General features: G+C 39.1%; 12 protein-coding genes. 6 read left to right on the top strand and 6 right to left on the bottom strand.

Annotated elements, in window-relative coordinates:
• A partial coding sequence (locus tag G500_RS0114245; RefSeq protein ID WP_027003041.1) for a tetratricopeptide repeat protein occupies window positions 1-1,983 on the bottom strand: 1,983 nt, incomplete at its 3' end.
• Between the two features lie 357 nt (window positions 1,984-2,340).
• Here G500_RS0114245 and G500_RS0114240 point away from each other — a divergent pair.
• Window positions 2,341-4,056: a M61 family metallopeptidase gene (locus G500_RS0114240; protein WP_027003040.1), complete on the top strand. Its 1,716-nt coding sequence runs from the start codon at window positions 2,341-2,343 to the stop codon at window positions 4,054-4,056.
• 141 nt (window positions 4,057-4,197) lie between these two features.
• On the opposite strand, the gene hisC is transcribed toward G500_RS0114240, so the two are convergent.
• From hisC to G500_RS0114215, 3 genes are all read right to left on the bottom strand, one after another.
• The gene (hisC, locus tag G500_RS0114235) at window positions 4,198-5,289 is read right to left on the bottom strand and encodes a histidinol-phosphate transaminase (protein WP_027003039.1); all 1,092 of its coding nucleotides are present in this window, start codon (window positions 5,287-5,289) and stop codon (window positions 4,198-4,200) included.
• 113 nt (window positions 5,290-5,402) lie between these two features.
• On the bottom strand, window positions 5,403-6,797 hold the full coding sequence (locus tag G500_RS0114225; RefSeq protein WP_027003038.1) for a peptide MFS transporter: 1,395 nt from the start codon (window positions 6,795-6,797) through the stop codon (window positions 5,403-5,405).
• Window positions 6,798-7,057: 260 nt separating this feature from the next.
• Window positions 7,058-7,927 carry a universal stress protein gene (locus G500_RS0114215; protein ID WP_051203649.1) on the bottom strand — a complete coding sequence of 290 codons (870 nt, stop codon included), beginning with the start codon at window positions 7,925-7,927 and terminating at the stop codon, window positions 7,058-7,060.
• Window positions 7,928-8,053: 126 nt separating this feature from the next.
• Between G500_RS0114215 and G500_RS25755 the strand changes: the two genes are divergently transcribed.
• Window positions 8,054-8,242 carry a hypothetical protein gene (locus G500_RS25755; RefSeq protein WP_154657166.1) on the top strand — a complete coding sequence of 63 codons (189 nt, stop codon included), beginning with the start codon at window positions 8,054-8,056 and terminating at the stop codon, window positions 8,240-8,242.
• Here the strand turns inward: G500_RS25755 and G500_RS23600 are convergent.
• Window positions 8,239-10,296 carry a M1 family metallopeptidase gene (locus G500_RS23600; RefSeq protein ID WP_051203647.1) on the bottom strand — a complete coding sequence of 686 codons (2,058 nt, stop codon included), beginning with the start codon at window positions 10,294-10,296 and terminating at the stop codon, window positions 8,239-8,241. The genes G500_RS25755 and G500_RS23600 overlap by 4 nt on opposite strands.
• A gap of 13 nt (window positions 10,297-10,309) precedes the next feature.
• Entirely contained in the window at window positions 10,310-10,684 is a 375-nt protein-coding gene (locus G500_RS0114200) for a hypothetical protein (protein ID WP_027003036.1), read from the bottom strand.
• Window positions 10,685-11,088: 404 nt separating this feature from the next.
• Here G500_RS0114200 and G500_RS0114195 point away from each other — a divergent pair, with 404 nt between their 5' ends.
• From G500_RS0114195 to G500_RS23595, 4 genes are all read left to right on the top strand, one after another.
• The gene (locus G500_RS0114195) at window positions 11,089-11,916 is read left to right on the top strand and encodes a hypothetical protein (RefSeq protein WP_027003035.1); all 828 of its coding nucleotides are present in this window, start codon (window positions 11,089-11,091) and stop codon (window positions 11,914-11,916) included.
• Between the two features lie 129 nt (window positions 11,917-12,045).
• Window positions 12,046-12,957 (top strand): Rpn family recombination-promoting nuclease/putative transposase, encoded by a 912-nt coding sequence (locus tag G500_RS0114190; protein WP_027003034.1) that lies wholly within the window; start codon window positions 12,046-12,048, stop codon window positions 12,955-12,957.
• Between the two features lie 28 nt (window positions 12,958-12,985).
• On the top strand, window positions 12,986-13,897 hold the full coding sequence (locus tag G500_RS0114185; protein ID WP_027003033.1) for an Rpn family recombination-promoting nuclease/putative transposase: 912 nt from the start codon (window positions 12,986-12,988) through the stop codon (window positions 13,895-13,897).
• Between the two features lie 26 nt (window positions 13,898-13,923).
• On the top strand, window positions 13,924-14,576 hold a 653-nt coding region (locus G500_RS23595), incomplete at its 3' end, for a PD-(D/E)XK nuclease family transposase (RefSeq protein WP_051203645.1).

Genomic DNA, 14,576 nt, shown 5'->3' with positions numbered 1-14,576 from the left:
GTAGGAAATCGCCAGTCCATTTTTAAAGCCCACGTTGGAAGGATAGGATTCAGAAAGGTCTTTTTCTAAATCATTGTATTTTTCAAAAAAGTATAAAGCCTGCGCTAAATCCCCCAAACTGCTATACGTTGCCCCTAATTTGGAGTAAGATGCAGCCAGATTATTCTTAAACTCCACGTTGGAAGGATAGGAGTCAGAAAGGTCTTTTTCTAAATCTTTAAACTTTTCAAAAAACTGTAAAGCCTGCGTTAAATCCCCCAAACTGCTATGCGTTTGCCCTAATTTGGAGTAGGAAATCGCCAGTCCATTTTTGATATTTTCAGAGTTCGGATTTTGGGAAGATAAAATAGAAAAAAATTGATTGCACTTATCGAAAAACTGCAAGGCATTAGACAAATTACCTACTGTTTCATAAAAATTACCAATCCTTTCGCACAAATTCCCTATTTCAAATTTTGGTTCAAAATGATTCACTACACTTTCAGCATAGTGGCTATAAAGCGTGGCATATTTGTAGTTTTCTTGGTGATAGTTAGGATTATCACGCCAATTAAGTTCCTCAATCAAAAACAAAATCATCTTTTCACAATCGGCAAAAAGGCATTCTTGGTTTTTGTGGCGGACTATTTCTTGTACTACGGGGCTTATCTTAAAAGCGGTTTCGTTTTGTTCTATCCAACCTTTTTGGGCAAGCGAAAGCAGGGTATCGTCTAAATTTTCATCTTGTAAAAAGTTGGTAAGTGTTTCAAACTCAATATTTTCGGCAGGTAAAACGGCAAAAACAGAAAGCAAAGCAACTTCGCTTTCTTGTAAATCGGTCAGGTCGTACATTGCCAAAATAATGGCTTCGGGGGTTTCTTGTCTTATGCCTGTGCCTTTGGCTTGGTATTCGGTTTTTACCTCCTTGCTGTGCGAAAGTGCTAAAAGGCTCTTTTGCAAATTTTCTTTGAGCATTTGCAGGCTATATTTTTGGCGTATTTTATTAAAACTCGTTAGGTTTTTTGCCAAAAGTTCCAAAACTAACGTATTTCCGCCTACCGCCTCATAAATTTCTTCGAAAAGAGGCGTTTCGCTTTCCTGCATTTTTTTGTAATGCTCTTTAAACATTTGCAGGGCATATTTTTTGCCGAGAGTGCCAATAGGATATTTTTGGGCATACTCAAAATCTGCCAAACGCGAGGTTAGCAAGATATGAAAATTAGGGCATTTTCGCAACCAAACAATGTTTTCATTCAAATCTTTTTCGTTGTTGGCATTGTCCAAAATCAAAAGGCAGGGTTTGGTAAGGTTGCTAACTTTTGTAACCAAAAGTTGTAGTTGTTGCGCTTGTGTTTCATTTGTAAATTTCAAACCCAAAGTAGACGCAAGGGAAAGCAAGGCGTTGGCGATACCATTTTCTACAAACAAAAACGCCAAATGCGAATACTCATTTCCGTATTCTGCCCAATACTTCGAGGCGAAGGTAGTTTTTCCAATTCCGCCCTGCCCATTGACGAGCATCAAAAAATTATCGCCCTCAAAAAGGCGTTTGTGTACATTTTTCAAATCGCTATCCCTTCCCAAAAAAACGGGGGCTTGGAAAGGCGGCGAAGTGAGCAAGCGGTTAATTTCCTGCTTTCCATTATCATAGTAAATCTTATCCCCAATATGCACATTTTGCGCATTGATAACGCTATCCTTCACTACATTCTTACAATCTTGAAGAAAAGAGTAATAGACTTTGATAAATTCTTCTTTGTCCTGCTTTTCCAAATCCATAAACGCCAATTTTTTGAGGCGTTCTAAATTAGGCAAATTGATGGTTTCGGCTTGACTTTGCGCCAAAAGGTTGCGTAAGTTTTGGATTTGAACTTCGAGTTCTTCTATTCGCTTTTTCAAATCAAAATTGAGAGGTGCGTAGGCTGTCATAGCTTTTTCGCTTCGATAATATTCGAGCCTTTCCAAAAGGCTATCGATGATTTTTTGGGCTTGTTCTCTGTTCATAAAATAAACGCATTTTTGTACCTAAAACATATAACATTTGCCAAAAGCCTGCTTTTGGGTCTGAAAGTTTGCTTGTGTTTTCAATTTTAATATGTTCGGACAAGGCAATGCCTTGTCCCTACATAGGCAATTATTAGCTTTTGAAAATCTAATAGGTTCGCAATTTTCACCCCCTAAGATAGCAAAAAAAATAAAATCATAAAAAAATCAATAAAATTGTCGGCAGCACTTTTTACGACTTCATAACTCTATACTTTGCACTTCAAAGCTAATTTAATATACAACCAAGCGAAAAAAGTACGTTCTTTGTAGCCAATATGAACAAAGTGTTACAAAGCTACTCTTATTTTTAATCCTATGGAATATCGCATCTCCTTTCGCAAACCCCACCTGCACGTCGTTGATTTTGAACTTACCATTTCCAACCTAACGGAAAAAAAGACCTACTTACAACTCCCCGCTTGGCGACCAGGGCGTTATACCCTGCAAAATTTTGCCAAAAATATCCGCCGTTTTGAAGTATTCGATAAAAAAGAAAATCCGCTTTCGTTTCGTAAAGTAAGCAAAGATAGATGGGAAATAGATACCAAAGATGTGCAAGAAATTGTAGTTTCGTATGAATATTTTGCGAACCAATTAGATGCAGGGGGCTGTTATTTAGATGAAAAGCAACTTTATCTAAACTTTATTTGCTGTATGCTCGCCGTAGAAGGGCGCGAAAATGAAGCCTACTACCTCGATTTGCTTGTTCCCAAGAGCTACCAAATTGCCTGTGCGCTGCCCTTCAAAAAGGGAAAATTGAAGGCACAAGACTTTTTCCACTTAGTAGATTCGCCCCTTATCGCAAGCCCAACCCTCCAACATCAGACCTACTTAGCCAAAAATTCGGACTGCATCTTCCACCTCTGGATTCAAGGCGAATGGCAACCCAAGTGGGACGAAGTTGTGGCACAATTTCAAGCCTTTACAGAAAAACAAATCGCCCTTTTTGGCGAAATGCCCTGCTCACAATACCATTTTTTGTTTCAAATTCTGCCCTATAAATTCTACCATGGCGTAGAACATTCCGATTCTACCGTTATCGTCTTGGGTGCAGACTATGAAATGCAGGAAGAAAAGCTCTACAACGACTTTTTGGGCGTTTCCTCGCACGAACTTTTCCACCTTTGGAACATCATGCGCATCAGACCCAAAGAAATGATGCCTTACGATTTGACAAAAGAAAACTATTTCCGCACAGGTTTTATTGCCGAAGGCATCACGACTTATTACGGCGATTTGATGCTCCTACGCAGTGGCGTGTATAGCATGGAACAGTATTTCAAAGATTTTGAAACCATTTTGAAGCGTCATTTTGAAAATTGGGGGCGTTTTAATCTTTCCGTAGCCGATTCTTCTTACGATTTGTGGTTAGATGGCTATGAAGTGGGCGTGCCGCACCGCAAAAGCTCGATTTATGTAGAAGGTGCAGTGGCTGCCTTTATTTTGGACATCGCACTTCGCAAGGCAAGCCACAATGAGCAAAGCCTCGATAGCGTCTTACAACTTTTATGGGAAAAGTTTGGAAAAAAAGGCAGAGGCTATACCGAAGAAGATTATCAAAAATTAGTAGAAAAAGTAGCAGGAAAAGAGATGCAAGCCTATTTTGCAACCTGCATTTATGGCAAAACCGACCTCAAAACTGACCTCAAAGCCGCCCTACACTACATAGGACAAGATTTGAAGGAAGAACCCAATCCGCTTCTTGCTGAATCTTTGTACGGCTTGCGCTTGCAATGGCAAAACAACACCTGCCAAGTCTTACAACTTGTACCACAGTCGCCTGCCGAAGAATCGCTGGCTTGGGGTGATGAAATTGTGGCAATAAACGGCAGAAAGGTAAGTCCCGACAATGTAGAAAAACTATTTGCCCTACAAGCAGGACGCAGCGAAATAACCTTTTTCCGAAAAAATGAACTCCTGCGTACTCGCTTAGAAGCCACGCAAGACCGCTTTTTCCCACTTTTCAAAGTCCAGCCCCTGCAAGAGGCTTCCGAAGAACAGTACGAAAACTTCGAAAAATGGGCGCGGTAGCTTTTGAACTCTCAAAAAATAAAATTTAGCTTAAACCTAATTTTAGTCTAATTTTAGTCTAATTTTTTGGGTTTCTATCAAAATTCGGACAAGGCACTGCCTTGTCCCTACAAACGGCTGCCATTTTTAACACTCCGCGCCTTATTGCGAAAGTTGCTCCAAGACCTGACAAAAGAGCCTATTTTCCTCTACACTTCCTACGCTCAAACGAAGCGCGTTTTGGCAGAGAGGCTCTCTACTTCTATTGCGCACCACAATTCCCTTTTCGGTGAGTTTTTGGTACAAAGTATCGGCTGAAAAGTAATCGGGATTGGTTTTGAAGAGAATAAAATTGGCAGCAGAAGGATAGACTTCTGCAATTACTCCTGTTTGGTTTTTGATTTGATACAAAAAGTTCTCTAATTTTTTTCGCTCCTCTACCAAAATTTGAATACAATGGCGCACCTCATTTTCTTTGTCTAATGCCTTGCTGACGGCGTTTTGGGTCAGAAGATTGATGTTGTAAGGGGGCTTTATTTTATTTAAAAAAGTAATCAATTCGGCAGAAGCATACGCCATGCCCAAACGCAAAGCGGCTAATCCCCACGCCTTAGAGAAAGTTTGCAGCACTACCAAATTGGGATATTGGGCAAGAAGTGGAAGAAAAGAATCGGCAGCAGCAAAATCTATGTAGGCTTCATCTACCACCACAATACCTTCAAAATTTTCCAAGACCTGCAAAATATCCTCTTTTGCCAAAAGGTTTCCTGTGGGATTATTGGGCGAACAGAGGAAAATGAGCTTAGTCTGTGGCGAAACCTGTCTGAAAATCTCGGCAACATCAAGCGAAAAATCGGGTTTTAGGTATGCTTTCTTAATACCTACCTCCTGAATGGCTGCACTGACGGCATACATGCCATAGGTGGGCGGCGTGATGATGATTTCATCTTTTTGCGGCTGACAGAAAAGGCGCAAAAGCAAATCTATCGGTTCGTCGCTGCCATTTCCTAAAAAGATATGTTCGGGTGCAATGCCTTTGAGCTTGCCAATTTTCTTTTTCAGTGCTACCTGCAAAGGGTCGGGGTAGCGATTGTAACCTTCATCAATACCCAACTCAAAAGGCAATGAATAAGGGTTTTCGTTGGCATCTAAAAAGACATTTGCCACGCCCTTGAAATCCTGACGCGCTGAACTATAAGGCGCAAGGGCAAGTAGGTGAGGGCGAATAAGCGCAGAAAGGTCAAACTTTTTCATTTTTTATTATATCAAATTGAAATACATCAAAATCAAACCAAACAAAAAAAGGCGAAGAACCTAAGCCCTTCGCACACTTTTTTGAGAACGCAACTTTTTTGGACTGCCTTACGCTATCCTCTGCCATGCATCATTTCTACGAGCTTGCGCGAAATGGCAAACAGTATCAGACCTGCTAAAATAGAGAACAACGCAATGGCGATAAAGATTTGAAAAGCACCTAATTTTTCTACATAACTCGCAATATATCCCCCAGCAATTTGGGCAATAAAAGGAGCTAAGAACCAAACGCCCATAAGCATAGAGGCATATTTGAGCGGCGCAAGGCGCGTAACCATAGAAAGCCCTATCGGGGAAAGGCAAAGTTCGCCTACGGTGTGGAAGAAATAAGTCGCAATTAGCCAAATAAGAGCTGCTTTTTGTGAAGGGTCTGTGCCGTCGCCGCCACGCTCCAAAACTGCGCCCACCATAAAGAAAAAGCCGATGCCCAAAAGCACCATGCCCAACGCCATTTTGACAGGAATAGAAAGGTCTTTCTTTTTAGCTGCCAAATACGACCAAAAAGAGGCAATCGGAATCCCCAAAAGCACGATAAAGAGCGGATTGACAGACTGAAACCAAGCCGTCGGAATTGTCCAACCGAAGACAGTACGGTCTATATAAGAATCGGTGTAAAGGGTCAGTGAGCTACCAGCCTGCTCGAATCCTGCCCAAAAGAAAATCGTAAAAGTAGTCAGGGTAAGAATAACCGCTACTCTATCTTTTTCTTCTTTAGAAAGCACCACGCTATCTTTTTCGTCAGATTTGCCCGAACCTTTGTTCGTTTCTACGGGGTATTTGCCTAAATCGCCTAAGTATTTAGGAGCTAAAATATTGAACAAAATCTGACCCAACAACATGCCAATACCTGCGGCTAAAAATCCATACTCAAAGGCGTATTTTACAATCGTGCTATTGCCGTTGGCATCTACGTCTTTAACGGCAAAGAGGTCTTCGGCAAAATAACCACAAATAAGTGGCGCAAGCAAAGCTCCCAAATTGATACCCATGTAAAAAATGGTGAAAGCACCGTCGCGGCGCGGGTCGCCTTGTTCGTACAAGCCCCCTACTAAGGTAGAAATATTGGGTTTGAAGAAGCCATTTCCGATAATAATAAGCAGTAAACCGAGCCAAGTAGCCCACTCACCCAAAGAAGGCGTAGCAGCCAAGCTAAATTGTCCAAACATCATCAAAACACCGCCGATAAGGATAGCAGGGCGTTGTCCTAAATATTTATCAGCGAGCCAGCCGCCAATAATAGGGGTTAGATAAACGAAGCCTGTGAAATAGCCGTAAATGAGTGTCGCATTTTCTTTTTCTATACCTAAGCCGCCTTCCATAGCGGTTTTGGTCAGATAAAGGGTGAGCAAAGCACGCATGCCATAGTAGCTAAAACGCTCCCACATTTCGGTAAAGAAAAGCAGGTATAACCCTGGGGGATGTCCGATGTTTGATTTCGCTTGTGCCATATTTTTAGGCTCTCTATTTTTAATTTGTGTGAAAAACTTGTTAGTGTGTGTGCGTTGGGGCTTGTATTACAGCGTTTTGACAATCGTAAAGGTGCGATTGAGGGGAACTTTTAGGGCTTCCAAAACGTTTGTGCCGCCAAACAAGGCTGCAAAGTAGTCATTTTTTTTGAAATACAAAACGAAGGCAATTTTTTTTAACGAAAAAACCCTAAGCATTTGATAGGAACGCTTAGGGTTTTGGCAGTAAAAGCGAAAAAGGACTATTTCAATTTGAAGGTAAGTACCGAAACGGCTGAATGATTCATCACATTTTCGGCAATACTACCCATCAAGAAGCGCGAGAAGCCCGTTCTGCCATGTGTGCCTAAGCCTACTAAATCCGCCTGCACGTCGCTGGCAAAAGACATAATGCCTTCTTCTTCGGTGTAAAAATTGAACGAATTGACGGTATAGTTGGAAAGTCCGTGCTTTTTGGCAAAGTTTTCCATGCGCATTTTGGTTGTGGGCGTAGGCTCGAAAGAGTTGGGCGTAATGACACTAACCAAGTGCAAGGTTGCACCAAAAACAGACTGAAACTTTTTGAGCAAATCTATCCCTTTGGCAGCATCATCGCTAAAATCAGAAGCCAATACGATATTTTTGATATTGAGCGTTTCTACATTGCCCTTCACAACAAAAACGGGAGCTTGGGCATGGCGCACAACGCGCTGTGTGTTCGAGCCTACCACTACCTCATCTAAGCCTGACGCGCCTACCGAACCCATCACTACCAAATCGGTCTGGTTTTGCTCGATAAACTTATAGACATGGCGATGCACGCGGTCGAAGACTACCTTTTCGGTAATTTTGGCATCTGCATATTGGTCTTTGTAGCCCTGCATTTTTTCGCGGACATACTTCATAATTTGTACCATCTGCGGTACTACGCCAATTTCCTCTTCGCCACCACCTGCACTACCAAAGACATCGATATTAGAGCCGCCTTGTGCGTATTCGGCTTCGGGAACGTCGATTACGTGTAAGAGCGTAATTTCAGCACCTTCTTTTTTTGCAATCGCAACGGCAGCCGCCAACGCTGAATCTGCCTGTTCTGAAAAATCGGTAGGAACTAAGATTTTTTTGATTTCCATAAAAAAAAGAAAATTTGGGGTTTGAGCAAGAAAGAATTGAGCAAAAATAATAAAAGAGATAGAGGGTAGAAAGTAGGCAAATCCAAACTTTCGCTCCTTCTATTATAGGAAAGAAAACATTGTATCGTGCCTGAGTTCATATCCATTTGCCACAACTTATTTGCGGCTCTTGATACGACAAAGGTAGGCGATATAAAGCTACTATTTTATGACCATTGTCAGGGTTCGAGTATGATTTTTATCACCTTTTGTCGTTTCTGTGCTATTTTGAGGCTGTTTTTTCCTACCATACTAAAAGATGGCTTGCCGCCTTAGCGTATTTTGTAGGAAATGATGCGGATATTCGTCCCCCACATAAAAATAGAAAAGCCTTTAATTTCTTCGGCTTCTACTTCTACCTCCAAGCCTTGTTTTTGTAATTCGGCAGGCATTTGGTCGGGTTTGTAGGATTTCCCCTCATGGGAAATAATACCCCAGAAGCCGCCTTCTAAGTCTTGGAAAGTTACTTTTCCTCTGATGGTTGTACTCATGGTCGTGTCTGTTTTGGGTGAAAAATCTAATTCAGGAACAATAGCAGGCAAATCGCGGCTTTTTTCCGAAACCGCTTTCGCTTCTTTTTCGCCCTCTGCCCCTTGAAGTGGTGTCATTTGGGTCAAGATATAAAATTTATCTTCAAAAAAAGCAATTTCGGGAAAAAAATCGGGCTGTCCGTTTCTTTTTGCCAAAGAAGTCGCCTGTTTTAAATCATAACTAAAATCATAATGCTGCCACAAATTTGTAACCGAATCGAGAAACAGTGGCTTTTGGTCTGCCATAAGCACAGGAAGCGGCATCTCAAAATTAGGCACGTCGGTCTGCCAACGGTAGTGCAAACGGTAGGAAATGCTGTCCGCTTTTTGGGCTACTTTTTCTATACAATACTGAAAAATGGGCGGCTTGGCATAGTAGAGGTATTGCTCAAAAATAGCTTTTACATTCGCCCTTTTTTGTTTTTCTGCTATCTTTTTTTCCAACTTTTGCACAAAAAAATCAATTACTTCCGCAGTACTTACCTGACGGTGTTTATAGGTCTGATAAAAATCGCGTAGGGTTTGCTTCCAAAGTGGCGTATCATCTACCACGTGCCGAAGGGTATGCAAAAACCAACTCCCCTTGTAATACATGTCGGTAGATGCAATGCTAAAATATCGCAATCCCAAAGGTGCAACAATAGGCGCGTCATTTTTTATGAAAACACGCTGCCCCGCCAAATAGCGCAAAGCCTGTGCATAGCCGCTTTTTTCCTCTACAAAAAGGGCTTCTAAATAGGTAGTAAAGGCTTCATGAATCCACATTTCGCCGATGTCGGTAGCGGTCAGACTATTGCCAAAATATTCATGTCCGCTTTCGTGTATGATAATATAATCAAAATCGTATCTATTATTTTGATAACCATTGCCATAAGCAATCGCCGATTGATGCTCCATACCCAAATAGGGCGTTTCTACCAAAGCAAAACCATCTTTTGGAAAGGGATACGCGCCTAAAAGTTTTTCATAAATGGCAAGCATCTCCTTGACCTGCTTAAAATGCGGTTTGGCTATTTTCTCTTGATAGGCAAGTACGTAATAGTCTAAATCTAATTTTTCGCCACTTTGATTTTTAAAGTAATCTGAAAAATGAGCATAATTTCCTACGTTCAACGTAATATTGTAGGTATTGATGGGGTAGCTTGTCGCCCATTGATAGCGCGTAAAGCCGTCCGATAGCTCAGTTTGGGCTTGCAAGTTTCCATTTGCCACACAAAAAAGAGGGGTAGGCACTTCAAAAGTCAGGCGCACACTATCGGGCTTATCCGTCAGCACTTCTTTGCAAGGAAACCACGTTTGCGCCCCTATTCCCTGACAGCTCACGCCAATCCAATCGTTTCCGTTTGCGTCTTTTTCCCAAGAAAAACCTCCCTGCCAAGGCGGATTTTGTGCAACAAGGGGGCTACCTTGATAAAAAACCTGCACCCAACTTTGTTGCCCGATTGTTGTGTGAGAAAGGGGGATTTTTACGGCTGTTTGGTAGCGTGTAAAGGCAATTTTTTCTCCTTTTTGATTCAAAATGCTATCTATTTCGAGCAAAGGGGAAAGGTCTATTTGCAGGCTATCCACTTGCGCAAGCAAGCGATAGCGGATAAGGTTCGAACCTCTGATTTTGCGCTCGGTGGGCAAAATGCGCAGGTTTAAATCGTAAAAAAGTACGTCGTAGGCACTTCTTTGGGGGTTGTCTTTTCCCAAAATTTCAGAGCTTTGCGAAAAGTCATAGTCCTGTGCTTTGAGTAGCTCGAAGGCGAAGGAAAAAAGAAGTAAGGCAGAAAAAAGGCGAACTATTTTTTTTTTCATAGCAAAATAAAGACTATTTTTTTATCTTTTTAATAGACTCGATAAGTCCGTCTTCTACGCCCCAATCTTTGGCAAGTTTGAGCAAAGCCATCGCCTCCATTTCAGAGATGTATCCTTTTTGAAGATTCGCGTTCCATACTTTGAGTAGGTAGTCTAATCTTTTGGACTTGTCTAAGTCGGAAACGGCATCTGCTAAATAGCTCCTCGCCCTTTCAAAGGCATTGTAATAATCTTCGGCGACAAACTGGTTTGCCCATTCAAGTTCGGCTTGGGCTTGCAGGGCTTGGGCAGTTTGGTCTAAGATGCGCTGCTCATCTTCGTCTAAACCGTGATAGTGAAAAATTACACATTTGAGTAATAAAAATGCTTTTTTCTCTGCGCTCGTCATTTTGCAAATGTTAAGAGGGTATTTTGATAGGGCTAAAATAGAAAAAAAACTTCATACCTTCGAAGGTTGCGCCATTTTTTAATGAAAAAATGCGATACTGCCTTCAAAAAATGCTTATTTTCAGACCGTTACACCTCTATAAAAAAGCGGCTTGCCCACCTCAAATCTACTGTAAAACATATCAGAACACCACCAGAACGAGTAAAATTATAAGCATTACACAATAACCTTATAAGGTGACTTTTTGGTGAATTGTAGTAACACAAAAATCTATAATTTAATATAGCAAAGCAGATTTTTTTTGCTTATTCTAAATTTTTCCTATATTTGCAGTGTTGTAAAAACAGCGCAATGTCTTAGTCTTTTTAAAAATTTAATACTTTATCATCAAACTCTAGATAACAATGTCTACTACATCTAACTTCCACTCAAGCTCTAATCGTAGATGGTACGATAAGAAGCGTTTTACACTCTTGCTTTCATTTTTTTGTTTTCCGCTTGGGCTTATACCTTTATGGATGGGTAAATCATTTAACTTAGCGGGAAAAATATTCATTTCTGGTGGTTTGGGTTTACTATTTTCGATTGCCCTCCTTTCTGATAAAAATAAAAATACCAATAGTTTATCAAATAATAACTTAAACAATATTGAAAATAAAAAACTTAATAAAAATACAGAAAATAACGTAAAAATAGAAATAATATCTACAGATTTTTTTATGAATATAAAAGCATCTTTTGGAGTACGATTGCCTTATAGAGTAGATAAGACTCAGTTAGAAAAAATAGCAAATGATATTAAATCACAACATCCAGGTTATGAAAAATATTTTATTACCTATCACCTGCCAGGAGAAAACGCAGAAAGTGTTGCTTGGGCTACAACACATTTTGACCCAACCTTAGCAGTTAAAATCTTGGGACTTACATCAGAAGAATACGAAGAACTAAGAAATTCAAAAGTAGATGTTAAAGGGAAAATAGTGGGAAAATGGTTCATTGATAGCGGAATGACCAGCAGAATCCTCATTATTTCAGAAGATAATAAAAATCAGTTTATCGAAACAACACGGTTTAAAGATGGAAGTATATCTGAAATAAAACTCACTAAAAAAGATAATAAATATTTATATAAAAATGCTTTGGGGGAGTATTTAAAAGTAGAGGAAGATGGTAGGTTATCCCTACACACTTCAAATAAACTACTTGGTACATACGAAAAGATGGATTAGCTATTCGTAAGACAAGGACGAACTAAATTATTTTAGACCTAACAAAACGGTTAGGTCTAAAATCTACTTTGTCAAGCCTTTTTCCTTCATTTTCCTTATCTTTGCGAAAAGAATTTCAACGACAAAACCATGAGCAAAAGACTAATCCGCTTTGACTGGGCAGTGAAAAAACTACTTCGCAACAAGGCTAATTTTGTTGTGTTGGAAGGTTTTTTATCCGAACTTCTTTTTGAAGACATCAAAATCCAAAAGATTTTGGAAAGCGAAGGCAATCAGGAAACTGAACAAGATAAGTACAATCGAGTAGATATTTTGGTGCAAAATGCTAAAAATGAGCTTGTTATCGTAGAAATTCAAAATACGTATGAAATCGATTATTTCCATCGCATGGCGTATGGCGCATCAAAAGCCCTAACCGAAAATTTGAGTTTAGGACAATCTTATTCCGAAATTAAAAAAGTAATTTCTGTTAATATCGTTTATTTTGATTTAGGACAAGGTAAAGATTATGTCTACAAAGGCACAACTAATTTTCAAGGTCTGCACGAACGCGACCTTTTGCAGCTTTCAAACAAGCAAAAAGAAACTTTTACCAAACAAAACATTTCTGATATTTTCCCCGAATATTACATTATCAAAGTCAATCAATTTAATGATGTCGCAAAAGATACTTTGGACGAGTGGGTTTATTTTTTGAAAAATAGTGAAGTAAAAGATAGTTTTAAGGCAAAAGGTTTGGCAGAGGCAAAAGAGGTTTTAGATGTCATGCGTTTGAACCAAGAGCAAACTTATGGTTACAATCGTTACTTAGATTATTTACATGTAAAAGCAAGTGAGGCACTTTCTTTGAAAATCCAACAAGAGGAACTAATGGAAAAGAAAATAGCAGAGGCGAAGGAGGAAATCAGAAAAGATGAAAAACTTAAAAATACAATTGAGTTTGCAAAAAACTTGATAAAATTAGGTTTGGATAATAACCTAATTGAGAAAAGTACAGGCTTAACTATCGAACAAATAGAAGCCTTACGCAATGAAAAATAATATTTTTTTCAATTAAAAAAGTAAAACTATGAGCAAAAGACTAATCCGCTTCGATTGGGCAGTAAAAAAACTCCTTCGCAATAAAGCGAACTTTGTTGTGTTGGAAGGTTTTTTGTCCGAACTTCTTTTTGAAGACATCAAAATTGAAAAGATTTTGGAAAGTGAGGGCAATCAGGAAACAGAGCAAGACAAGTATAATCGCGTCGATATTTTGGTGCAAAATGCTAAAAATGAGCTTGTTATCGTTGAAATTCAAAATACGTATGAGATTGATTATTTCCATCGCATGGCGTATGGCGCATCAAAAGCCCTAACGGAAAATTTGAGTTTAGGACAATCTTATTCCGAAATTAAAAAGGTAATTTCTGTTAATATCGTTTATTTTGATTTAGGACAAGGAAAAGATTATGTCTACAAAGGCACAACTAATTTTCAAGGTCTGCACGAACGCGACCTTTTGCAGCTTTCAAACAAGCAAAAAGAAACTTTTACCAAACAAAACATTTCTGATATTTTCCCCGAATATTACATTATCAAAGTAAATCAATTTAATGATGTCGCAAAAGATACTTTGGACGAGTGGATTTATTTTTTGAAAAATAGTGAAGTAAAAGATAGTTTTAAGGCAAAAGGTTTGGCAGAGGCAAAAGAGGTTTTAGATGTCATGCGTTTGAATCAAGAGCAAACTTATGGCTATAATCGTTATTTGGACTACCTGCACGTAAAAGCAAGTGAAGCACTTTCTTTGAAAATCCAACAAGAGGAGCTAATGGAAAAGAAAATAGCAGAGGCAGAACAGAAAGTGCGGAAAGATGAAAATTATAAAAAAGCGATTGAGATTGCTAAAAAAATGCTCAAACGTGGGACAGAAATCCAAATTATTTCAGAGGATACAGGCTTAACTATTGACCAAATTGAAGCCTTGCGCAATAAAAAATAATTTCTTTTCAATTAAAAAGTAAAACTATGAGCAAAAGACTAATCCGTTTCGATTGGGCAGTAAAAAAACTCCTTCGCAATAAGGCTAATTTTGTTGTGTTGGAAGGTTTTTTATCTGAACTTTTTTTTGAGGACATCAAAATTGAAAAGATTTTGGAAAGCGAAGGTAATCAAGAAACCGAGCAAGACAAGTACAATCGCGTAGATATTTTGGTGCAAAACGCTAAAAATGAGCTTGTTATTGTAGAAATTCAAAATACTTACGAAATAGATTATTTCCATCGCATGGCGTATGGCGCATCAAAAGCCCTAACTGAAAATTTAAGTTTGGGGCAATCTTATTCCGAAATCAAAAAAGTAATTTCTGTAAATATTGTTTATTTTGATTTAGGACAAGGTAAAGATTATGTCTATAAAGGGACAACTAATTTTCAAGGTCTGCACGAAAAAGATTTGCTACAACTTTCAAACAAACAACAAGAAACCTTTACCAAACAAAATATATCGGATATTTTCCCCGAATACTACATTATCAAAGTAAATCAATTTAATGACGTTGCAAAAGATACTTTGGACGAATGGGTATATTTTTTGAAAAATAGTGAAGTAAAAGATAGTTTTAAGGCAAAAGGTTTAGTAGAAGCAAAAGAAGTTTTAGATGTCATGCGTTTGAGCCAAGA

Source organism: Hugenholtzia roseola DSM 9546 (genome assembly GCF_000422585.1).
GTDB lineage: Bacteria > Bacteroidota > Bacteroidia > Cytophagales > Bernardetiaceae > Hugenholtzia > Hugenholtzia roseola.
This window is presented reverse-complemented; position numbering and strand designations above follow the sequence as displayed.

What these genes read in the sequence shown, in the direction of transcription:
- G500_RS0114240 (WP_027003040.1), top strand. Translation starts at nt 2,341, where the DNA reads ATGGAATATCGCATCTCCTTTCGCAAACCCCACCTGCACGTCGTTGAT.
- hisC (WP_027003039.1), bottom strand. Translation starts at nt 5,289, where the DNA reads ATGAAAAAGTTTGACCTTTCTGCGCTTATTCGCCCTCACCTACTTGCC.
- G500_RS0114225 (WP_027003038.1), bottom strand. Translation starts at nt 6,797, where the DNA reads ATGGCACAAGCGAAATCAAACATCGGACATCCCCCAGGGTTATACCTG.
- G500_RS0114215 (WP_051203649.1), bottom strand. Translation starts at nt 7,927, where the DNA reads ATGGAAATCAAAAAAATCTTAGTTCCTACCGATTTTTCAGAACAGGCA.
- G500_RS23600 (WP_051203647.1), bottom strand. Translation starts at nt 10,296, where the DNA reads ATGAAAAAAAAAATAGTTCGCCTTTTTTCTGCCTTACTTCTTTTTTCC.
- G500_RS0114200 (WP_027003036.1), bottom strand. Translation starts at nt 10,684, where the DNA reads ATGACGAGCGCAGAGAAAAAAGCATTTTTATTACTCAAATGTGTAATT.
- G500_RS0114195 (WP_027003035.1), top strand. Translation starts at nt 11,089, where the DNA reads ATGTCTACTACATCTAACTTCCACTCAAGCTCTAATCGTAGATGGTAC.
- G500_RS0114190 (WP_027003034.1), top strand. Translation starts at nt 12,046, where the DNA reads ATGAGCAAAAGACTAATCCGCTTTGACTGGGCAGTGAAAAAACTACTT.
- G500_RS0114185 (WP_027003033.1), top strand. Translation starts at nt 12,986, where the DNA reads ATGAGCAAAAGACTAATCCGCTTCGATTGGGCAGTAAAAAAACTCCTT.